19 protein-coding genes and 1 pseudogene are annotated in these 20,633 nt (G+C 45.8%); 11 read left to right on the top strand and 9 right to left on the bottom strand.

Annotated features, from left to right (window positions below; translation table 11 throughout):
• Positions 1-63: 63 nt before the first annotated feature.
• From serS to rplU, 5 genes are all read right to left on the bottom strand, one after another.
• Complete coding sequence (gene serS / locus AC3IT7_RS03670) at positions 64-1,335, bottom strand: serine--tRNA ligase (RefSeq protein WP_489249433.1); 1,272 nt, start codon at positions 1,333-1,335, stop codon at positions 64-66.
• Positions 1,336-1,435: 100 nt separating this feature from the next.
• Positions 1,436-2,149 carry a DUF3298 domain-containing protein gene (locus AC3IT7_RS03665; protein WP_489249432.1) on the bottom strand — a complete coding sequence of 238 codons (714 nt, stop codon included), beginning with the start codon at positions 2,147-2,149 and terminating at the stop codon, positions 1,436-1,438.
• 218 nt (positions 2,150-2,367) lie between these two features.
• Positions 2,368-3,063 (bottom strand): outer membrane lipoprotein periplasmic chaperone LolA, encoded by a 696-nt coding sequence (gene lolA / locus AC3IT7_RS03660; protein WP_218209285.1) that lies wholly within the window; start codon positions 3,061-3,063, stop codon positions 2,368-2,370.
• A gap of 250 nt (positions 3,064-3,313) precedes the next feature.
• Positions 3,314-3,568, bottom strand: coding sequence for a 50S ribosomal protein L27 (gene rpmA / locus AC3IT7_RS03655; protein ID WP_005097774.1), 255 nt, complete (start codon positions 3,566-3,568; stop codon positions 3,314-3,316).
• Positions 3,569-3,587: 19 nt separating this feature from the next.
• Entirely contained in the window at positions 3,588-3,899 is a 312-nt protein-coding gene (gene rplU / locus AC3IT7_RS03650; RefSeq protein ID WP_005097776.1) for a 50S ribosomal protein L21, read from the bottom strand.
• A gap of 445 nt (positions 3,900-4,344) precedes the next feature.
• Between rplU and sdsA the strand changes: the two genes are divergently transcribed.
• From sdsA to AC3IT7_RS03605, 9 genes and pseudogenes are all read left to right on the top strand, one after another.
• Complete coding sequence (sdsA, locus tag AC3IT7_RS03645; RefSeq protein ID WP_489249431.1) at positions 4,345-5,322, top strand: All-trans-nonaprenyl-diphosphate synthase; 978 nt, start codon at positions 4,345-4,347, stop codon at positions 5,320-5,322.
• Between the two features lie 15 nt (positions 5,323-5,337).
• On the top strand, positions 5,338-7,380 hold the full coding sequence (locus AC3IT7_RS03640; RefSeq protein ID WP_475654670.1) for a site-specific recombinase: 2,043 nt from the start codon (positions 5,338-5,340) through the stop codon (positions 7,378-7,380).
• Positions 7,381-7,539: 159 nt separating this feature from the next.
• Positions 7,540-8,141 (top strand): annotated as a pseudogene (locus tag AC3IT7_RS03635) (phosphatase PAP2 family protein).
• 35 nt (positions 8,142-8,176) lie between these two features.
• A complete protein-coding gene (locus AC3IT7_RS03630) occupies positions 8,177-9,442 on the top strand; it encodes an efflux RND transporter periplasmic adaptor subunit (protein ID WP_489249430.1) in 1,266 nt (421 codons plus the stop codon).
• Between the two features lie 13 nt (positions 9,443-9,455).
• Positions 9,456-12,632, top strand: a complete 3,177-nt coding sequence (locus tag AC3IT7_RS03625; RefSeq protein ID WP_489249429.1) for an efflux RND transporter permease subunit — start codon at positions 9,456-9,458, stop codon at positions 12,630-12,632.
• The gene (adeK, locus tag AC3IT7_RS03620; RefSeq protein WP_489249428.1) at positions 12,632-14,104 is read left to right on the top strand and encodes a multidrug efflux RND transporter AdeIJK outer membrane channel subunit AdeK; all 1,473 of its coding nucleotides are present in this window, start codon (positions 12,632-12,634) and stop codon (positions 14,102-14,104) included. The genes AC3IT7_RS03625 and adeK overlap by 1 nt, the downstream gene beginning before the upstream one ends.
• Before the next feature lie 107 nt (positions 14,105-14,211).
• On the top strand, positions 14,212-14,568 hold the full coding sequence (locus AC3IT7_RS03615; RefSeq protein WP_489249427.1) for a YbjQ family protein: 357 nt from the start codon (positions 14,212-14,214) through the stop codon (positions 14,566-14,568).
• 3 nt (positions 14,569-14,571) lie between these two features.
• Entirely contained in the window at positions 14,572-15,021 is a 450-nt protein-coding gene (locus AC3IT7_RS03610) for a YbjQ family protein (protein WP_475654664.1), read from the top strand.
• A gap of 209 nt (positions 15,022-15,230) precedes the next feature.
• Positions 15,231-15,905 carry a DUF1345 domain-containing protein gene (locus AC3IT7_RS03605; RefSeq protein WP_489249426.1) on the top strand — a complete coding sequence of 225 codons (675 nt, stop codon included), beginning with the start codon at positions 15,231-15,233 and terminating at the stop codon, positions 15,903-15,905.
• A gap of 118 nt (positions 15,906-16,023) precedes the next feature.
• Here AC3IT7_RS03605 and AC3IT7_RS03600 read toward each other — a convergent pair whose 3' ends face one another.
• Entirely contained in the window at positions 16,024-16,521 is a 498-nt protein-coding gene (locus AC3IT7_RS03600; protein ID WP_489249425.1) for a DUF2505 family protein, read from the bottom strand.
• Between the two features lie 123 nt (positions 16,522-16,644).
• Positions 16,645-16,962, bottom strand: coding sequence for a hypothetical protein (locus AC3IT7_RS03595; RefSeq protein WP_489249424.1), 318 nt, complete (start codon positions 16,960-16,962; stop codon positions 16,645-16,647).
• 166 nt (positions 16,963-17,128) lie between these two features.
• On the opposite strand from AC3IT7_RS03595, the gene AC3IT7_RS03590 reads away from it, so the two are divergent.
• Positions 17,129-17,329 (top strand): hypothetical protein, encoded by a 201-nt coding sequence (locus tag AC3IT7_RS03590; RefSeq protein ID WP_489249423.1) that lies wholly within the window; start codon positions 17,129-17,131, stop codon positions 17,327-17,329.
• Between the two features lie 77 nt (positions 17,330-17,406).
• Here the strand turns inward: AC3IT7_RS03590 and AC3IT7_RS03585 are convergent, their stop codons facing one another.
• Positions 17,407-17,892: a hypothetical protein gene (locus tag AC3IT7_RS03585; protein ID WP_489249422.1), complete on the bottom strand. Its 486-nt coding sequence runs from the start codon at positions 17,890-17,892 to the stop codon at positions 17,407-17,409.
• A 382-nt stretch (positions 17,893-18,274) separates the two neighbouring features.
• Between AC3IT7_RS03585 and AC3IT7_RS03580 the strand changes: the two genes are divergently transcribed.
• Entirely contained in the window at positions 18,275-18,742 is a 468-nt protein-coding gene (locus AC3IT7_RS03580) for a GNAT family N-acetyltransferase (RefSeq protein WP_489249970.1), read from the top strand.
• On the opposite strand, the gene AC3IT7_RS03575 is transcribed toward AC3IT7_RS03580, so the two are convergent.
• Positions 18,724-20,541: a sensor domain-containing diguanylate cyclase gene (locus tag AC3IT7_RS03575; RefSeq protein ID WP_489249421.1), complete on the bottom strand. Its 1,818-nt coding sequence runs from the start codon at positions 20,539-20,541 to the stop codon at positions 18,724-18,726. The genes AC3IT7_RS03580 and AC3IT7_RS03575 overlap by 19 nt on opposite strands.
• Between the last annotated feature and the right edge of the window lie 92 nt (positions 20,542-20,633).

The raw sequence follows: 20,633 nt of genomic DNA, 5'->3' as shown, positions 1-20,633 counted from the left end.
AAAATTTTGAATCTGACTGTCTATGCAATTTTCATGCACATTTAGCGATGCCAATATCAACGATTAGTCGATAGAGGTCGCACCACCCATATATGGACGCAATACTTCAGGAATCTCAATCGAACCGTCTGCGCGCTGATAGTTTTCCATCACTGCAAGCAAGGTACGGCCCACTGCCAGACCTGAACCATTCAAGGTATGGACAAATTCAGTTTTTTTCTGGTCAGCACGATAACGCGCTTTCATACGACGCGCCTGGAAATCACCCATATTTGAGCATGATGAAATTTCACGATAAGTATTCTGGCTTGGCACCCAAACTTCCAGGTCATAGGTTTTTACTGCGCCAAAGCCCATATCACCACCACAAAGGATGATTTTACGGTATGGCAGACCCAATGCCTGCAAGATCCCTTCTGCATGACCGGTTAATTCTTCCAGTGCCTGCATAGACGTTTCAGGTTTAACAATCTGAACCATTTCTACTTTGTCGAACTGATGCTGACGGATCAAACCACGGGTATCACGGCCATAAGAACCCGCTTCACTACGGAAACATGGGGTATGTGCTGCATATTTCAGTGGCAGACGATCTGCATCAATGATTTCATCACGCACGAAGTTCGTCACTGGCACTTCAGCAGTCGGAATTAAATAGAATTCTTTTTCGCCTTGAAGTTTAAACAGGTCTTCTTCAAATTTTGGCAATTGGCCTGTACCACGGAGCGAATCGGCATTCACTAAATACGGTACATAGGCTTCGGTATAACCATTTTGGTCGGTATGGGTATTCAGCATGAACTGGGTAAGTGCACGTTGTAAACGTGCCAATGGGCCCTTCAATACGCTAAAACGTGAACCGGTCAATTTGGTCGCAGTTTCAAACTCCAGCCCACCCATCATTTCACCAAGATCGGTATGGTCTTTGATCTCGAAATCAAATTGACGTGGTGTACCCCATTTCAGGATTTCCACGTTATCACTTTCATCTTTGCCTTCCGGTACAGATTCGTCTGGCAAGTTTGGAATAGACAATGACTTTTCTTCAAGCTCCGCTTGCAGCTCAGCCAGTGCTGCTTCAGCGGCTTTGATTTCATCACCAATCGCAGACATGCGTGTCATAATTTCAGAAGCATCGCCGCCCGCTTTCTTGATTTGACCAACTTGTTTTGCACCCGCATTACGTTCAGCTTGTAATGTTTCTGTCTTGGACTGAATTTCTTTACGGCGCGCTTCCAGGGATGCCCATTCTTCAACATTGAGTTGAACACCACGTTTTGCCAAGGCTAAGTTTACAGCCTCAATATTGTTTCTGAGTAATTTCGGGTCGATCATAATCAATCTTTGGAGAAGAAAAAAACTGGCTATAGTGTAAGCTCTTAACGCCAAAAAATACAGTGACTACCACCACAGCTGTGCCCTATTAGCACAATATTTAAGACGTTCTGGACTGTAAAATGGCTAAATATTCAGGCCGGATCACTTCATTTAAATCGGCATAGGACAGATTTAATTCAGACATCGCGGTTGTTGCCGAACTCAATTCACCTGACGGATAAACCATCACCAGACCCTGCTGATCAAAATAATAATTATCACTCAGCTTGAACTGCTGCAGATTAATTCCCTGCTGATCCAGCCAGCGCGCATTGGCCCGATATAAGGCCTTAAGCAGCTTCTGCTCGGCACCACCTGACATTAATTGATGCAAGGCCAGACGCTTTTTCTGCTTCAGATCAAAATTGATATATTCCACATGTTGCCATGACGCCGCCTTGTTCCGCGCCAGATTGGAACTCTTCAAGGCAAAAGTCGCCAGATGATCACGCTGAGCAATAAACTCGACCTTGATCAAACGCTGATCCAGATAATGGGGCTCATCGGCTTTTTTAGGATTTTTCTGGGTGACTCTGGTGAATGCAACCGGCTCGGTATCCCGAATACGCGCTATAAAATAGTCATCAATCCAGTCAAGATTGGTGTCCAGGGTATGCAAGTCAAAACGGACACAGCCTTCTTTTTCACACACCACTTGGGCTGCCCCTTTGACCGGCACAGTCTTGGCTTCAATCGTCATCAGCTGATCTGTTTGCGCGAGCGTTGCAACTGAATTGGCTGGCGGCTGGCAGCCGAGCACAGCCAGACTCATGAATAAGACCGGACAGATCTTTAAAAAAGCAAACCGCTTCACCTTCATTCTGAGCTCCTAAAATTTTGCAATTTCACTGACTCGCGTATATTTATACTAATACTCTCCACTGCCCGGAAGTAGCTGAAACTTGTAGTCTGTCCCTACTCTGCCTGATCAGCGGCAATAAAAAAAGCAACCTGAATCGGCTGCTTTTTTGTTTTACTTGCTACGTCTCATTATTGATCAATAATGTCCGTACCTTTTGGCGGAGTAAAGTTAAAGGTAGAAGCCGGAATACTGCTATTCACTTTTACATTACTGAATTTGATCTGGGTAGTTTGTCCCAAGGAATCCTGCAGGATCATCAAGCTAGGTGCCTTGTTTGCACCAAAACTGATGGTCAGGCTCTCAAAGATGCCATCGGTATTTTTAGGATACAGCGTGTAATAGGTTTTTCCCTTATTCGGCTGGGTCACCCGGTAAGACTGCATAATCTGGCTGGTATTTCCTGACAGAAGCAAAGCCGGTGTATTGGCAACTTGCTCATCCAGGTTTTGACGAACTGCTTGCTGCAAATCCGGATCATAAATCCATACTGTTGTACCAGTCGTGGTAATGGTTTGCTTCGATGGTGCAGTGGTTTCCCAATAGAATTTACCCGGACGCTCAACCTTCATCACCCCTTTAAAGGTCTGATTCATATGTTGTGCGCTCAAGCCTTTTTTCTGGGTCGCTCTCGGATTGGTTATCTTGGTGCTTTGTTCAAAATTTGCCGTCATGCTACGTACATAATTCAGCTGTTTCACCAGACTGGCAGTGGCCTGTTGCTCCGACGCTGCCACAGGTGCAGCAAACACGGTTGTACTCATCACCGGTGCTAAAGTCACTGCACCCAGAGCCATAGCACAGACGGTTTTACGAAGCATATTCATAATTTCACCTTTATATTTTTGCGTGATCGCAATTTATTTGATGTCTCATCTTAAACCAAAATTAAAAGCTAAAATGATAGAAAATAAGAACTTTTGTATTATTATTAATTCGAAATCCATTTTTTTGTTCATCATGATGAAGATTCGGACGCAATTTTTACATGATTGAATATCGCTTAATCTGCCGGTCAATTTTCAGACATAAAAAAAGCCCACAGCAACTGTGGGCTTCTATTTCTATTTCAGCGAATTACGCTTCAACAGATACGTAGCGACGACCGAACTGGCCTTTCACTTCGAATTTGATTACGCCGTCAGCAGTCGCAAACAAAGTATGGTCACGGCCCATACCTACGTTTTGACCAGCGTGGAATTCAGTACCACGTTGACGAACGATAATGTTACCAGCAGTCACAGATTGACCACCGTACATTTTAACACCTAACATTTTAGGATTCGAATCACGACCGTTTTTAGTCGAACCACCGGCTTTTTTAGTTGCCATGTCTATTTACTCCTCGTAATTAGCCTGAAATAGCTGTAATTTTCAACTCAGTGAACCATTGACGGTGACCTTGTTGTTTACGGTAGTGTTTACGACGACGCATTTTGATGATGCGGATTTTGTCGTGACGACCATGGCTAACTACTTCAGCAGTTACAGTAGCGCCAGCAACAACTGGTGCACCGATTTGAATGCTTTCACCGTTTACAAGCATCAATACGTCATCAAACGTAATAGTTGAGCCAGTTTCAGCTTTCAATAATTCTACTTTAAGGGTTTCACCCTCGATTACACGGTGTTGTTTACCACCGCTTTGGATTACTGCGTACATAATGTACTCCAAACAAGCCCGTGTCGTCGTGCCGATAAAGGAAGATATCGATCTTAAGACGTACGCCACTGGGGGATATCTAAGGGCGAGGATTTTAAGGGATATTCAAAAAAACAACAAGCCATTTTACCGAAATAATAATGGCAGGTATGTGCTAATTGTTTAACACTTAAATAATTTCCATCAAATCAAACACTCAAGATATATTCAGCAACAAAATAATACAGCAGCAATTCGACCAGTTTGATTAAGATACTCAGCCGGAGAAATACCGTCACTTTGCTGAGCATTCCTGATTTCTTAGGGCAGCCAATATAGTTCGAATCTGAATAAGATCTATAAAAAGCTGATTTTTAGTGGAGTTTATGCATTTCTTAGGTTTCACTCATGTTATAAATTGTTAAACTACGACCTGCGATTTACCAGACTAGAGGTTTTCTTTCACATGACCATCGACTTTAAGCAAGACATTCTCGCTCCTGTTGCTAACGACTTTGCTGCGATGGATACATTCATTAATGAAGGAATTACTTCAAAAGTCGCCCTGGTGATGGCCGTGAGCAAACACGTGGTGGAAGCCGGTGGCAAACGCATGCGTCCGATTATGTGCCTGTTGGCTGCCAAGGCCTGTGGTGCTGAAGATTTAGCAGCACATCGCAAGCTGGCCGCAATTATTGAAATGCTGCATACAGCGACCCTGGTACATGATGACGTGGTGGATGAATCCGGTTTGCGTCGTGGCCGCCCGACTGCCAATGCAACATGGAACAACCAGACTGCTGTTCTGGTCGGTGATTTTCTGATTTCTCGTGCTTTTGATCTGCTGGTCGATCTGAACAATATGGTCTTGCTGAAAGATTTCTCGACCGGTACCTGCGAGATTGCTGAAGGTGAAGTGCTACAGTTGCAATCCCAGCACCAGCCAGAAACCAGCGAAGCAACCTATCTGAATATCATTCATGGCAAAACCTCGCGCCTGTTTGAACTGGCAACCGAAGGCGCTGCGATTCTGTCGGGTAAAGACGAATTCCGTGCACCTTTAAAAACCTTTGCCGGTCATTTCGGCAATGCTTTCCAGATTATTGATGACATTCTAGATTACACTTCCGATGCTGAAACCCTAGGCAAAAATATCGGCGATGACCTGATGGAAGGCAAACCGACCCTGCCATTGATTGCGGCACTCAAAAATACCTCTGGCGAGCAGCATGAAATCATCCGCCGCAGCATTGCCACTGGCGGGACTGAACATCTGGAACAAGTCATTCAAATTGTCCATCAATCTGGTGCACTGGATTATTGTCGTCAACGCGCGACTGAAGAAACTGAAACGGCAATTCATGCCCTGCAGACATTACCTGACTCGGAATATCGTCAGGCTCTGATTAATCTGGCCAAACTGGCCCTTCACCGTATACAGTAAAGTTTAAGCCCGCCTATGCATATTAATTTTCTTGATCTTTTCCAAAACATGCAGCATCAGCTTGAACAACCTCAGGCGGTGCTGGATGAAAATCTTCTGATTGAACTGATAGAAAGAATCAGACCAGAAGACAGCAGAAATACCGAAGAAATCGAAGCAAAATTCAATGCATTTATCCAGGCTTTGTTACTGACGCCAAATGCAGTGTCAGCACTACAGACCTTTACCCTGCGGATCATTAACCGTTATAAGCAGACCAGCCTGTTTTCCGATACCGGCATTTTGTCTCTGGATGGTTTCTGGAATCAGCTCAATCAGCGTATTGGTGCGCATGTCCTGCCGATCATTCCAGACCATCAGCAATTACAGGAATTGTTTCGCAAGGTTTTTTATCAGCCTAACGATAAATACTGGCTCGACTATTTTGATGAAGATGACTGGCAACGGTTATTTTCAGTTTTGAATCAGGGACACTCCAATCAACCTGAAAAGACCCGGATTAAAGATCAGATCATCAAGGCCCTGACCATTTTGTCTTACCGTATCAGTGGTATTGGTCTGCATCCTGAATTTATTAATGCACAGCCGGAACTGATGGAATATGAATCTCCTTTTCTGGTACAGAACCGTGAGATTAACGAATTTATTCAGGAATACAAAAAACGCTATAACACGGTCATGCTGGTCGATTCGATCACCCCACCCGATGCATCACAAGCGCTGGTAATGCTGGAACAGTGTCATGATGTGGTAGCAAAAATTCGTCGTTCCACCAAACGGATTGGGGTCAGCGTAAGTTTGACTTATATGCTGGCGCTGCTGGAACAGTGTCTGGAACGGGTAGAAATTCTGCTGAATATGGTCATGGACGAGGATGATCTGCGCTATCAGTCCATCGGACTGTTTATTGCGGATATCACTGAAGCCATTTATAGCGAACGTAGTGTCCGGGCCCTGCTGGCGACCAATAGTGAACTCCTGGCCTTACAGGTCACTGAAAATGCCAGCAAAACTGGCGAGCACTATGTAAGTACCGATAAAAAAGGCTTCCTGGCCATGTACCAGTCGGCCGCCGGTGCAGGTGCCATCATCGCAACGATGGCCACCCTGAAAATCCTGATGACACGCTTTAGCATGGCACCTCTCATGCAGGCCTTTAGCTACAGCATGAACTATTCGCTGGGCTTTATGCTGATCCATGTACTGCATTTTACCGTTGCGACCAAACAGCCAGCGATGACAGCAGCAGCACTGGCAGCCACAGTCCAGCAACGCAAAGGCTCAAAAATGGCCCAGATTGCCGAGCTGGCCGCGCTGATTGTGAATATCATCCGCACCCAGTTTGTCGCCATTCTGGGCAATATTTCCATTGCGATTCCGGTGGCTGCATTGATTACCTTGCTCTGGGATGTTGCACTGCATGAGCCTTTAATGAATCATGCCAAGGCGGCCAAAACCCTGCATGACCTGAATCCATTTACTTCTCTGGCGATTCCCCATGCGGCAATTGCCGGAGTCTGCCTGTTCCTGTCCGGCTTATTGGCCGGTTATTTTGACAATATGGCAGTATATCGCAAGGTCGGCCCTCGCCTGAAAGCGCATGTACGTTTGTCGCAATTGATGGGACAGGAACGCCTGTACCGTTTTGCAGACTATATCGAGCGTAATCTGGGGGCGCTGGCAGGTAATTTTATTTTCGGGGTCATGCTCGGCAGTATGGGCACCATTGGTTTTATTCTGGGCTTGCCACTGGATATCCGTCATATTGCCTTTGCCTCCGCCAACTTTATTCAAGGTCTGATCAATATTAATGGCCCCGACATCGGCTTGATTGTGGTGTCCTTCCTGGGGGTACTGCTGATTGGCCTGACCAACCTGTTTGTCAGTTTCAGCCTGACCATTATCGTGGCCTTGCGTGCGCGACGGGTACGTTTCGAACAGTGGAAACCCCTGGCAAAACTGGTCATGACTCACTTCCTGACCCGTCCTAGTGATTTCTTCTGGCCACCCAAGCAAAACATTGAAATTGACGAAAATCATACATCGACAAAATCTTAAAACTGAGATAATTACAGTATATTTAACAACAAATTCCTTATTTAAAAAATGGAATTAGCATAAAATACGCACACTTGAAAAAAAGTGTACTGACAAGTACACTTCACTTCAGACAATAGGCCGATTTGCGAACGGTTAAAAGGACAAGGATTTTTTGGCATGCATTACTTGTTACTTTTTGTCGGTATTTTTTTTTAATTTTCAGTGTGTTCATCCTGAATATTCCTGCTTTAAGCAAGCTCGACTTGCAGCTGGTAGAATGGATGAGTCTGTATCGCACCGAGTTTTGGAATCAAATTACCCAGTCCTTATCCGTAATAGGTGGCATGCCATTTGTATTATTTTTATCCACACTATGGTGTATGGCCTTGCTGTGGTATAAAAAGCATACAAGCGTAATTTTTATATGTATCGGAATTATCGGAGGAATACTCCTAGCTTGGCTGTTAAAGTTTGCAATTGCCCGACCCCGGCCCCCAGCATCCTTGCATCTGGTTGAAAGTTTTGGAAGTTCCTTTCCAAGTGCCCATAGTCTGTATGCGGCCTGTCTGGCATGTCTGGCAATTTACATGTATCGGCAACATTCCTGTTCTACCATCATCCTGATGGGTGCAGGGTTATGGATGCTGATAATGGGGATTTCAAGAGTTTATCTAGGCGTACATTTTCCTTCAGATGTCATATCCGGCTGGAGTATCAGTTTTATTTGGATTTCGTTGTGGTATATGGTCTGGATCAGATATTGCGCGGCTCACAAATAAGAAAATTTAGATAAAGATCTAATAGAGGTGGAACAATGATGTCTGCAAAGCTTTGGGCACCTGCCCTGACTGCTTGCGCATTAGCAACAAGTCTTGCACTTGTTGGTTGTAGCAAAGATCCTAAAGAGGGCCAGCAAGCTGGTGCTCAACAACAAATGCCACCGACTGAAGTCGGTGTTCTTGTTGCACAACCGCAAAGTGTGGAGCAGTCTGTAGAGCTCTCAGGTCGTACAACAGCATTTGAGATTTCAGAAGTACGTCCACAAGCCAGTGGTGTGGTGCTTAAACGCTTGTTCACTGAAGGCAGTTATGTCCGTGAAGGTCAGGCATTGTACGAAATTGACTCAAGCACTAACCGTGCTACCGTGGATAATGCCCGTGCAGCGATTGCCCGTGCTGAAGCCAATCTCGGTGTATTACGTGTCAAGGAAGGCCGTTATCGTCAACTGGTCGGTACCAATGCCATTTCCAAACAGGAATACGATGACATCGTGGCACAGGTCAAGCTCGCTGAAGCTGATTTAAATGCAAACCGCGCAACCTTGCGTAATGCAGAAATCAACTTGGGCTATTCGACTGTACGTGCACCGATTTCTGGCCAGACCAACCGTTCGTCTGTGACTGCGGGTGCCTTAGTGACGGCCAACCAGCCAGACCCCCTGGTCACCATTCAGCGCCTAGATCCGATTTATGTGGATATCAACCAGTCGAGTGCCGAGCTTTTGCGTTTACGCCAGCAGCTCAGCAAAGGCGACTTGAACAGCTCAAACAACACCAAGGTCAAGTTAAAACTGGAAGATGGCAGCATCTATCCGGTTGAAGGCCGTCTGGCATTTTCCGATGCCAGCGTGAACCCGGAAACAGGTACCGTGACTTTACGTGCCGTGTTCCCGAACAAAAACCATTTACTCCTGCCAGGTATGTTTGCCACTGCGCAAATCGTACAGGGTGAAGTTCCGAATGCCTTCCTGATTCCGCAAGTCGCTTTGACCCGTACCCCTACAGGTCAGGCCATGGCAATGCTGGTCGGTGCGGATGGTAAAGTGGCACCACGTCCAGTCACTACGGTTGGCTCTCAAGGCAGCAACTGGATTGTGACTGAAGGTCTGAACCCAGGCGATAAAGTGATTGTGGATGGTATTGCAAAAGTCAAACCTGAACAGCAGGTGGTGGCTAAACCTTATCAACCTCAAGCTGCTGCCCCACAGGGTGCTGCACCGCAACAGCCTACAGCAAGCGAGAAAAAGGCAGATGATGCAAAGAAAGAACAACCTGAACAAAAACCTGCTGCAAATGCATAAGGAGTAATGGTTCATGGCTCAATTCTTTATTCATCGCCCGATTTTCGCGTGGGTGATTGCCTTGGTCATTATGCTGGCCGGTATTTTAACCATCAGCAAAATGCCGATTGCACAATATCCAACGATTGCTCCACCGACCGTCACCATTTCTGCGACTTATCCAGGTGCATCTGCTGAAACTGTTGAAAACACAGTGACCCAGATCATCGAGCAGCAGATGAACGGTATGGATGGTTTACGTTATATCTCGTCTAACAGTGCGGGTAACGGCTCATCTTCTATTTCCTTGAACTTTGAACAGGGTGTTGATCCAGATATCGCACAGGTTCAGGTTCAAAACAAATTACAGTCTGCGACTGCACTACTTCCTGAAGATGTACAGCGTCAGGGTGTACGGGTTACCAAATCAGGCGCCAGCTTCCTGCAGGTACTGGCATTCTATTCGCCTGATGGCAGCCTGACCGCCGATGACATCAAAGACTATGTAAACTCGAACATTTCCGAACCTTTAAGCCGTGTGGCCGGGGTTGGTGAAGTTCAGGTCTTTGGTGGTTCTTATGCCATGCGGATCTGGCTGGATCCAGCCAAAATGGCAAGTCTGCAAGTTACGCCAAGCGATATTGCAACCGCAATCCGTACCCAGAATGCTCAGGTCGCGGTGGGTCAGCTCGGTGGTGCGCCTGCTGTTGCAGGACAAGTGCTGAATGCAACTGTAACTGCGCAAAGCCTGCTGCAGACTCCGGAACAGTTCAGTAATATCTTCCTGAAGAATACCACTTCAGGTGCACAAGTTCGCCTCGGAGATGTAGCACGGGTTGAACTCGGTGCAGATAATTATCAGTTTGATTCCAAGTTCAACGGCAAGCCTGCTGGTGGTGTCGCAATTAAACTCGCGACTGGCGCGAATGCGCTCGATACAGCACAGGCTGTTGAAGAACGCTTAAAAGAATTACGTCCCAACTATCCGCAAGGCATGGTCGATCAGGTGGCTTTTGACACCACACCATTTATTGAACTGTCGATCAAGAGCGTGGTCAAAACGCTGATCGAAGCGATTATTCTGGTGTTCCTGGTCATGTTCCTGTTCTTGCAGAACTGGCGTGCCACGATCATTCCGACCATGGCCGTTCCAGTCGTGGTCTTGGGTACCTTTGCCGTGATTAACGTCTTCGGCTTCTCGATTAATACCCTGACCATGTTTGCCATGGTGCTGGCGATCGGTCTTCTGGTCGATGATGCCATTGTTGTGGTCGAGAACGTAGAACGGGTCATGGTGGAAGAGCATCTGGATCCGGTTTCTGCGACTGAAAAGTCGATGAAACAGATTTCTGGCGCACTGATTGGTATTACCTCGGTGCTGTCAGCAGTATTCGTTCCTATGGCATTCTTCGGTGGAACCACCGGGGTTATTTATCGTCAGTTCTCGATTACGCTGGTTACAGCAATGGTCTTGTCGCTGATAGTGGCATTAACCTTTACCCCTGCCCTGTGTGCGACCTTGCTGAAACAGCATGATCCGAACAAGCCGCAAAGTAACGGTATCTTTGCCCGCTTCTTCCGCTGGTTTAACCGCAGCTTTGACAATGTGGCGGTGAAATATCAGGGCGGCGTAAATCGCATGACCCACAGCAAGATTTTCTCAGGTATTGTCTATGCAGTAGTGCTGGGTGTTATCGTGCTGCTGTTCCAGAAACTGCCGTCTTCATTCCTGCCGGATGAAGATCAGGGTGTGGTTATGGCGCTGGTTCAGCTACCGCCAAATGCTACCCTGGAACGTACCGACAAAGTGGTCAACACCATGACCAACTATTTCTTGGAAAACGAGAAAGATCATGTCGAGTCGGTGTTTAGTGTGGCAGGTTTCTCCTTTACCGGTGTGGGACAAAACGCAGGTCTGGCCTTCATTAAACTGAAAGACTGGTCTGAACGTAACAGTCCGGAATCTCAGGTCGGTGCCATTATTCAACGTGGTATGGCGCTGAACATGATCGTCAAAGATGCCTCTTATATCATGCCATTGCAGCTTCCTGCTATGCCTGAACTGGGTGTGTCGGCTGGCTTCAACTTACAGCTCAAGGCTGCAAGTGGTCAAAGTCATGACCAGCTTCTGGCAGCACGTAATGCAATCCTGGGCATGGCAGCACAAGATTCGCGTCTGGCAGGTGTACGTCCAAACGGTCAGGAAGATACTCCTCAGTACCGTGTGATTGTGGATCATGCGCAAGCAGGTGCACTGGGTGTTAGCGTTGCCGAAATTAACAGCACCATGGGTATTGCCTGGGGCGGTTCATATATCAATGACTTCATTGATCGTGGTCGTGTCAAGAAAGTCTATGTTCAGGGTGAAGCTGACTCGCGGATGATGCCGGCAGATCTGGACCAATGGTATGTGCGTAATAATCGCGGTGAAATGGTACCATTCTCGGCATTTGCAACAGGCGAATGGACCTATGGTTCACCACGTCTGGAACGTTATAATGGCGTATCGTCGATGAACATTCAGGGTACACCTGCTCCGGGCATCAGCTCTGGTGATGCAATGGTGGCCATGGAAGAAATTGCAGCCAAGTTACCAGAAATGGGCTTGACAGGCTTTGACTTCGAATGGACAGGTCTGTCTTTAGAAGAACGTGAATCTGGTGCACAGGCTCCGTTCCTGTATGCCCTGTCACTCCTGATTGTGTTCCTGTGTCTGGCAGCCCTGTATGAAAGCTGGTCGATTCCATTCTCGGTGCTGCTGGTCGTACCATTGGGTATTGTCGGTGCATTATTACTCACCTATGGTGGAATGGTGCTGCTGCAAAATCCGAACCTGTCGAATAACATTTACTTCCAGGTGGCGATTATTGCCGTCATTGGTCTGTCAGCGAAAAACGCGATCTTGATTGTCGAGTTTGCGAAAGAGCTGCAGGAACAGGGTGAAGATTTATTCGATGCGACCTTGCATGCGGCAAAAATGCGTTTACGTCCAATTATCATGACCACATTGGCCTTTGGTTTTGGTGTATTACCGCTTGCCCTGGCTTCAGGCGCAGGTGCAGGTAGCCAGCACTCGGTCGGTTATGGTGTACTCGGTGGTGTAATCAGCTCGACCTTGTTAGGTATCTTCTTTATTCCGGTATTCTATGTCTGGATTCGAAGTATCTTTAAATACAAACCAAAACAACAAAATCAGGAGTATAAGTCGTAATGCAAAATGTATGGTCTATTACAGGTCGTAGCATTGCGGTATCTGCCCTTGCGCTTGCTTTGACTGCCTGTCAAAGCATGCGTAGTCCAGAGCCGGTTGCACAGGCAAATATCCCGAGCAGCTATACCAATGCGTCTGGTACTTCTGTAGCAGAACAGGGTTATAAAAACTTTTTTGCCGATCAGCGCCTGTTACAGGTGCTGGATCTGGCACTAAACAATAACCGTGATTTGCGCACTGCTGCTCTCAATATTCAGCGAGCTCAGCAACAATATCAGATTACTGAAAATAACCAGTTACCGACGATTGGTGCTAGCGGTAGTGTTTTACGTCAGGATATTGGCAGTAATAATCCTCAAAGCCGCGGTGCCGTAACTACTTATAATGTAGGTCTGGGCGTAACTGCGTATGAACTGGATTTCTGGGGACGTGTCCGTAGCTTGCGTGACAATGCGCTGGATAACTTCCTGGCGACCCAGAGTGCCCGGGATGCAACACAAATTGCCTTGATTGGTCAGGTGTCTCAGGCCTGGCTCAGCTATTCCTTTGCCAATGCCAACCTGAATCTGGCAGAGCAGACCCTGAAAGCGCAGCTTGAATCTTTCAATCTGAACAAAAAACGTTTTGATGTCGGTATCGACAGTGAACTGCCAGTACGTCAGGCACAGATCTCGGTTGAAACCGCGCGTAATGATGTGGCGAATTACCGCACTCAGGTAGCACAGGCACAAAACCTGTTAAACCTGCTGGTTGGCCAGCAGGTACCGGCGAATTTGTTACCGGCACAACGCATTACCCGTATCACTGCCAATACCGCACTGGGTTCGGGCTTGCCAAGTGACCTGCTGATTAACCGTCCAGATGTCCGTGCAGCAGAGTATCGTCTGTCTGCGGCGGGTGCCAATATTGCCGCAGCACGTGCGCGTCTGTTCCCGACCATCAGCCTGACCGGTTCGGCAGGTTATGCCTCAACTGATTTAGGCGATCTGTTTAAGTCGGGCAGTTTTGCCTGGTCTTTTGGCCCAAGTCTGGACATCCCGATTTTTGACTGGGGTACCCGTCAGGCCAATATCCGCATTTCTGAAACCGATCAGCAAATTGCCTTATCAGATTACGAAAAGTCGATTCAAACGGCTTTCCGTGAAGTGAATGATGCTTTGGCGGTACGTCAGAATATTGGTGATCGTCTAGCGGCACAGCGCCGTCTGGTAGAAGCCACCAATACCACCTATCGCCTGTCGCAGGCACGTTTCCGCGCCGGGATTGATAGCTATCTGACCGTACTGGATGCACAGCGTGCCTCTTATGCCGCAGAACAGGGCTTGCTTTTGCTGGAACAGGCCAATCTGAACAATCAGGTTGAAGTCTACAAGACGCTGGGTGGCGGCTTGAAAGTCAATACCACAGATACCCTGCCGAATCCGCCGTCTGTGACTGAACAGCGCCGCGCAGCAGAACAGCAGGCAAAATAGATTTGAAATAGAAAAAGAAAAGCTCACTTCGGTGGGCTTTTTTTATTGCATTTTCAAGGCAGTTTTCCTATTGTCATAGACCAGCAATCTATTTAGAAAACATACGCATGTTACTTAGCAATCTGGAATCTGTACCGGGACACACTATTCGCCAGCAAATTGATGTGGTGTATGGCAGTACGGTACGCAGCAAGCATGTCGGGCGTGACTTACTCGCTGGTCTGAAAAATATTGTCGGGGGTGAACTCACCGCCTATACCGAACTGCTGGAAGAATCCCGTCAGGAAGCCATGAACCGGATGATTGAAAAAGCCCACAGCATGGGGGCCAATGCCATTGTCGGTATCCGTTTCTCGACATCCAATATTGCCCAGGGTGCATCTGAACTGTTTGTCTATGGCACGGCAGTCATTGTTGATCCAGTCACGCCAAAATTACCCGACCCTTTTCCGCAGGCAGATTAGATCATGGATGGTTTAATTCTTCAGATCATCATTTTTGCTATTCTGTTTAGCGTCGGTTTTGGCTTTGGCCGTTATAATGAACGCAAGCACCTGCTTTATTTAAATGAACAGGAACAACGTCTGGCTTATATTCGGGTCAACAGTAGCCGCTTTATGGTGTCCGAATATTCCGGACAGATGATTAGCAGCAATGTAGTGATTTCCCATGATTATTTTAAATATGCGCTTGCCAATGTGCAGAATATGCTCGGCGGACGTTTAACCAGCTATGAAAGTGTGGTCGAACGGGCACGACGTGAAGCGATAGTACGCTTAAAACTCGAAGCCGAAAAAATCGGAGCCACCCAGATTATGGGCATTCGGCTCAGTACCACGGAACTCGGTATGCAAGGCGGTATGGTCGAAGTGTTTGCTTATGGCACTGCGATCCAGCACCCTGCTTCATTAACCTGAAAACCATTCTAGAAAAATTTCATTTAGGCGGGATTTCCTGTTGCAGAATGCCTGCAGGAAAATTGCCGGGCGTGGATCAACTCACCAACTTGGCAGGATATTTCATAAAGAGCGTGATTAAGCTTACTATTTAAGCCGGCACAAGATGGTTTATTCCAAATCGTTCTGTGCTAGGATCTTGAGACGTCAGCAGAATAACTATAAATGACATGATGCAGCTTCTTCAGTCTATCAAGACGGCGCTTCAATCCCGTCTGTATTTCTTTATTATTTTTCCTGCCATACTACTGTTTTATCTGATTTTACAGACCACCAGCCCGTTGAGCTGGTCCAGCTGCCTGTTAATCAGCTGGAATATCGCCATTTATGCGTATTTAGGCTTTACCATCAAAAAACTCTGGCCGATTGATCATGCTCATATATTGCAACGTGCCATGCAGCAAGATGCCAGCAAATGGATCATTCTGTTGCTGGTGATTTTTGCCTTAATCATGTGTTTTATTGCAATAATCATTGAAATTAATCATTTACCCCAAGACGCCAGCATCCGGACCGGGCATTTAATTTTGTCAGTGCTGACCATTATTTCGGCCTGGTTCTTGATGCATACGATATTTGCCATTCATTATGCCCATGACTTTTATTTGGCACTCGACAAACAGCAACACGGAGGACTGGATTTTCCCGCGACTCCAAGACCAACTTATCCGGACTTTCTATACTTTAGCTATATTATTGGCACGTCAGCCCAAACTGCAGATGTCTCGATTTGCGGCCAATCCATGCGGGTTTTAAATACCCTGCATTTACTGCTGGCATATGGCTTTAATACCACGATTCTGGCCATCAGTATTAATGTCACGGCAAATTTCATTAGTAGCTGAGTTGCCTTTCTAAAATCACAGCAGCAATTTGAAGATGATATATGGCCCAATGGATCACCGCCGTCTAGATACAATACAGCCCACTTAAAACGCGGGTTGACAGGACTGCTTTATGGATTTAAGCGCTAAGATTCTTGCGTAATTCATCTTCAACAATGCCCAGTTCAATTTCACTAAATTTACGAATCTCGCCTTCTGCATGCTTTTCCAGCATACCGCCGAGCAAAGGCACTTTGACTTTAACCGTCCAGTGAAGCTGAAACTGAATCTGCGCTTCATCTCCGGTGACTGCACGCTGACAGATCGCCTCGATTGGCAAGTTCGCACCGAGTTGCACGGTTGAGGTCATTGCATCCAGATCGCTAACATCGGTACGTTGCAAACGGAATGCATCTTTGAGTAATTTTTTTGCCATATCTGGAATATTGACGTCCAGATTATAAGCACGTTTCAGGGTATACATATGTCCCTGCTTTTCTGAAACCAGAATTTCTAGATTTTGGGCAGGAATTCGATGACAGACTGCCTCGTGCAAACGGATATCATTGGCCAAGCGCTTAAACTCATCAATAGACACGCCATTGATAATTGCTTTCACGGTAAACTGATGTGCCATGCTATTTTTTCCTTATTTTTATTGCCTGATTGGCTTGGGTCATTCCAGCTGCTACAAATAAAAGCCAAACACAGAGATGATTCTACAATTTATATCAACTGTAGGGTGCATGTCATTATTCTTTTATCGGGAAGTAGCGTCAATCTGGTCAATGTTGATTCCCTGCTCAGTGTTGAAATGTAGTCTGGCAGATGCCTGCCGATCGCCACAACTGATCTGTAGCTGCACTTCGCCATAGGCTATCACTGCATAAAATGCATCGGCGCCATCATCCAGACCAGAGACATAACATTCAACTCCATGAGGAACATCCTGCCACCAGTCCGCTTTATAAAAGTCCGAAACCGAATCAAACTGCAAATATAGTTGAGGCTGAGCTTCGATCTTCATGGCCAGCGTTATAAACTTCTGCCGCTGTGCTTGCTGAAAATTAATAATCATATCGTTCTGCCCTTTTCAGCTCTGATGCTACCACCGCAGTGTTTAGCTATTTTTAAACTGTGCTTTGCCTATGCGGCTGCCGAGTTTTGACATCTGACCCAATCTTCAATTAAACCTCATATAGCTCATAAAAAAAAACCAGATCTCATCTAATCCAGCAAAGAACATGCTCATCGTTCAGGAAAAAATACAGATAGAAAATATACAGTTTCGGACAGAAGCAGATTCTAGATATACTTTTATGCAACATTCTTGTCAGGCAAAATTGTATTATATAGATATCAACGCTCAAGATTATGGCTTGAAAGCCATTGGTCATACGGGATATTTCCGTCAGGAAGCAGAAAAATCTGGGATGAAGCTTTGAATACTTTTTCCGAACTACACCGGCTTAAGTATGCGGCCTGGCTATTCAACAGAACAGTATGAGCGGGAAGCAAATTTCTAAGCACAATCTGACTGTAAAACATCTGTACGGATTTCCTGACGATGCTCTACTCCAAAACGGTCAACATGAGCATAAAATACGCCATAGCGGCCAACATAATATTCCAGTGATTGATCATAAAAATTCCAGAAAATTGACCACTCGCCTAAATCCATCTGGCGAATCTGGGTGCTGCTCTGCAGCGGCATTTTTTGTAATACGTCCTGCTGTAACTGTTCGGCCTGTGCCCGATTCTGGACAAGCACCTGTCGCTGAAAGAATAACTGAGCCACATCATCAAACAGTTCCAGTTCATAGGCATCTACCACATGCACCTGCTCGGCTTGCTGGCTTGAATCCTGCGCTGTAATACTGGACACCTGTACAGGTTTTACCGGATGCTGGCGAGCCAGATAACGCTGGGTTTTATAAATTTTTCTGCCCACGATCCAGACGGCATTCAAGATCAAAAAAATACACAACAAGAGCAGTAATTTAAACATGATTGGTCATCTCGTGTGGCTGATTTTATTTTTATCGTGCAAGGCTCAATAGTGATTTAGATAGCGATGGAAATATCGTCTTCTGATTTAGAATACGACTATTTTTTATACAGTGCAAACCGAAGGCTTATTTTATTGTTCAGGAAATTATTTGCATGACCTGTCTGGCACGTCATCTAGCGACACCTAGCCAACAATAAAATACCCGAAGCCTTTATCTTCACTTCAATCCTGAACTTAAACGATTTAGATAAATAAACAGAACAAATCAGTAACACAACCGCTCTTCATCCCGGTAGATAGCAGCAAATGTTCTCAAAAAACTACAATATTGACCTGTTTTTTACCCCTTGGTTTTTCATCCAATACAACCTCGCGGTAAATATTCGAGAAAATGAATAACATTATGATTCGTGAAGGGAAGGTTGAAGATATACCTCAAATTATTCAGGTCATTCATGACAGCATTCAGTCTTGTGTACTGGATCATCAACGTGAAGCCAGCAAGATTCAAACCTGGCTAGAACATTTTAATCATGCCAGCCTGATTGTGGATATGCTCTACAATGATTGTTGGGTTTATATCCTGCACGACAAGGTGGTCGGTTTTTTACTGGTCAGTGATACGGGAGAAATCCTGATGCATTATGTGAGGGCAAGTTGCCAGAGGCTCGGCTTTGGTACACAGTTATTTGATCAAATCTATATCTCCTTGTTAAAGAAAAAAATTCATCAGATTCATATACGGTCGACCCAAACCGCCTTAAGCTATTATCAGCGCTGTGGTTTCTATCCACAATCTGTAGACTCTGAAGACAGCGCGCTTTATCTTTATAAATACGTTTTTTGATCGCTCTCTTTCTCGATTTTAAACTGATCTCGCCCTGCCTGTTTGGCGGCATAAAGCTGTACATCTGCAGCTTTCATCAATTCATGTATATCTGCATAGCGCTGTTTCTGTTCTACCCAGGCTGCACCAATACTGACCGTAATCCAGGGTGTGTCATCCGGCCGGTTCAGATGTTCAAAGTGCTGTTCCCGAATCTGCTTGACGAGAGTTTCCAGATACTGCACGGCGGCCCGAACGGGCATATCGGTGAGCAGAATTGCAAACTCCTCCCCTCCATAACGTGCCAGATAACCTGATTCAGGCAAGCTGGCTTGAATGACCTTGACCAGATTTTGAAGAATCTCATCACCCTTCAAATGGCCATAATGGTCATTATAATTTTTAAAATAATCGACATCCAGCATCGCAAAAACCAGGGTGCTATAGGAATGTTGTCGGCTCTTTGAAAACCGCTGCTGGATTTCAATATTTAAAGCATGCCGGTTAAAAGCACCGGTGAGCGCATCAATCTTCATCTGATGTTCAAGTTTGGCATTCAGTTCATGCAGTTGCCGGGTACGGTCTTTGACTTTTTGATCCAGCGAGCTGTTCAGCTCGATCAGGCTCAGATTCAGCTGTTCAGTCTGATAGGTTTGATGTGCATAGTTCTTGGACTGCTGAACCATAATCAGCAAGGCATATAAACTGGTTGAAATAAAAGAGAGATGCGTGGTTTTAATCACATTAATCAGCAATAAATAGTCATTTAGAAATGTCGCACACAAGAAAATAATGGCAAACAGATTCAGCGCTGAATAAGATTCCTTGTGCTGCAGGGTCTGATAGAACCCATACATAAAATTGCCAATGATGACCAGCGCATAAATCGCACTATATAAGGCCAGACGTTCAAATGATTCTGGAGGAGAAAATAGCGTCACCCCGACATTAATGATCAGCAAGCCAACAGCAACATAATAAATCAGCGGGTTTAAATAGCGCCGATTAAACAGATGCATATAAGTGAGGAAAAACAGTATGGCCAGAAATGCAAACAGATACTCTAAACGCGTTCCCCAGAGCCAGTCGATATTGATAAATATCGAATAGGCATAAGGTGCCGAAAACATATTATGCAATGCCAGAAAAATGATAAACCAGCCAAAAACAAAAATACTTTCGCTATTACGCTCTTTCGATCCACGAAATACCGAAAACAGGATATTGAAAATTCCAACCCCGAGCACTGCACCACAGGTCATGGCAATACTCATCATTAACAGCTGGAATTGACGATTGATTGTACCTCCAAGCCCAATCTCGATTGGCCGTTCTAACCCACCATGCAAATGGGTATAATTTGAGGCCTGAATACTCAAAGTCATGTATTCACTGTCTGCCACAAAATAGCCAATCCGAGGCGCTTTTTCAGTCAGCTGTTGTCCAGAGGTCTTGCTGATTTGCCCCAGTCGAATAATAAAGTTTCCATTTACATAGACCCGATAAGCACCATACTGGGCAGGAATCCGAATGGCAATCCGGCGTCCGATAAATTCTTTGGGAATTTTATAATGGCCAATGAAAGTGCCATACCCGATATTGGAACCGGTCAAGATTTTAAAGGAAGCAGGCAGTTCCACTGTTTTGGATAACAGTACCGGACTGGGCTGGACAATAAACTGGCGCGGATAAAACAACCATTTCCCCTGCAGGGGGCTGCTGCTCTCTTCGGTAAAATGAACTTCAGAGATATAATCGCGGAACTGCTGCTGCACAGCGGAGGAAGTGGCAGGGACCTGGGCAAAAACGGAATGGGTCATCAAGAAAACCCAGCTCATGCTCCAGACAAATACTACAAAATAGACATTCCTTATCACGTTCTGCAAAGACTGTATTTCCCTGAAAAAAGAGC

It is taken from the genome of Acinetobacter sp. KH_038 (genome assembly GCF_057839405.1).
Note: the sequence above shows the minus strand (reverse complement) of the source record. Positions and strands in the feature narration are given on the sequence as shown.

What these genes read in the sequence shown, in the direction of transcription:
- serS (WP_489249433.1), bottom strand. Translation starts at nt 1,335, where the DNA reads ATGATCGACCCGAAATTACTCAGAAACAATATTGAGGCTGTAAACTTA.
- AC3IT7_RS03665 (WP_489249432.1), bottom strand. Translation starts at nt 2,149, where the DNA reads ATGAGTCTGGCTGTGCTCGGCTGCCAGCCGCCAGCCAATTCAGTTGCA.
- lolA (WP_218209285.1), bottom strand. Translation starts at nt 3,063, where the DNA reads ATGAATATGCTTCGTAAAACCGTCTGTGCTATGGCTCTGGGTGCAGTG.
- rpmA (WP_005097774.1), bottom strand. Translation starts at nt 3,568, where the DNA reads ATGGCAACTAAAAAAGCCGGTGGTTCGACTAAAAACGGTCGTGATTCG.
- rplU (WP_005097776.1), bottom strand. Translation starts at nt 3,899, where the DNA reads ATGTACGCAGTAATCCAAAGCGGTGGTAAACAACACCGTGTAATCGAG.
- sdsA (WP_489249431.1), top strand. Translation starts at nt 4,345, where the DNA reads ATGACCATCGACTTTAAGCAAGACATTCTCGCTCCTGTTGCTAACGAC.
- AC3IT7_RS03640 (WP_475654670.1), top strand. Translation starts at nt 5,338, where the DNA reads ATGCATATTAATTTTCTTGATCTTTTCCAAAACATGCAGCATCAGCTT.
- AC3IT7_RS03630 (WP_489249430.1), top strand. Translation starts at nt 8,177, where the DNA reads ATGATGTCTGCAAAGCTTTGGGCACCTGCCCTGACTGCTTGCGCATTA.
- AC3IT7_RS03625 (WP_489249429.1), top strand. Translation starts at nt 9,456, where the DNA reads ATGGCTCAATTCTTTATTCATCGCCCGATTTTCGCGTGGGTGATTGCC.
- adeK (WP_489249428.1), top strand. Translation starts at nt 12,632, where the DNA reads ATGCAAAATGTATGGTCTATTACAGGTCGTAGCATTGCGGTATCTGCC.
- AC3IT7_RS03615 (WP_489249427.1), top strand. Translation starts at nt 14,212, where the DNA reads ATGTTACTTAGCAATCTGGAATCTGTACCGGGACACACTATTCGCCAG.
- AC3IT7_RS03610 (WP_475654664.1), top strand. Translation starts at nt 14,572, where the DNA reads ATGGATGGTTTAATTCTTCAGATCATCATTTTTGCTATTCTGTTTAGC.
- AC3IT7_RS03605 (WP_489249426.1), top strand. Translation starts at nt 15,231, where the DNA reads ATGATGCAGCTTCTTCAGTCTATCAAGACGGCGCTTCAATCCCGTCTG.
- AC3IT7_RS03600 (WP_489249425.1), bottom strand. Translation starts at nt 16,521, where the DNA reads ATGGCACATCAGTTTACCGTGAAAGCAATTATCAATGGCGTGTCTATT.
- AC3IT7_RS03595 (WP_489249424.1), bottom strand. Translation starts at nt 16,962, where the DNA reads ATGATTATTAATTTTCAGCAAGCACAGCGGCAGAAGTTTATAACGCTG.
- AC3IT7_RS03590 (WP_489249423.1), top strand. Translation starts at nt 17,129, where the DNA reads ATGCTCATCGTTCAGGAAAAAATACAGATAGAAAATATACAGTTTCGG.
- AC3IT7_RS03585 (WP_489249422.1), bottom strand. Translation starts at nt 17,892, where the DNA reads ATGTTTAAATTACTGCTCTTGTTGTGTATTTTTTTGATCTTGAATGCC.
- AC3IT7_RS03575 (WP_489249421.1), bottom strand. Translation starts at nt 20,541, where the DNA reads ATGACCCATTCCGTTTTTGCCCAGGTCCCTGCCACTTCCTCCGCTGTG.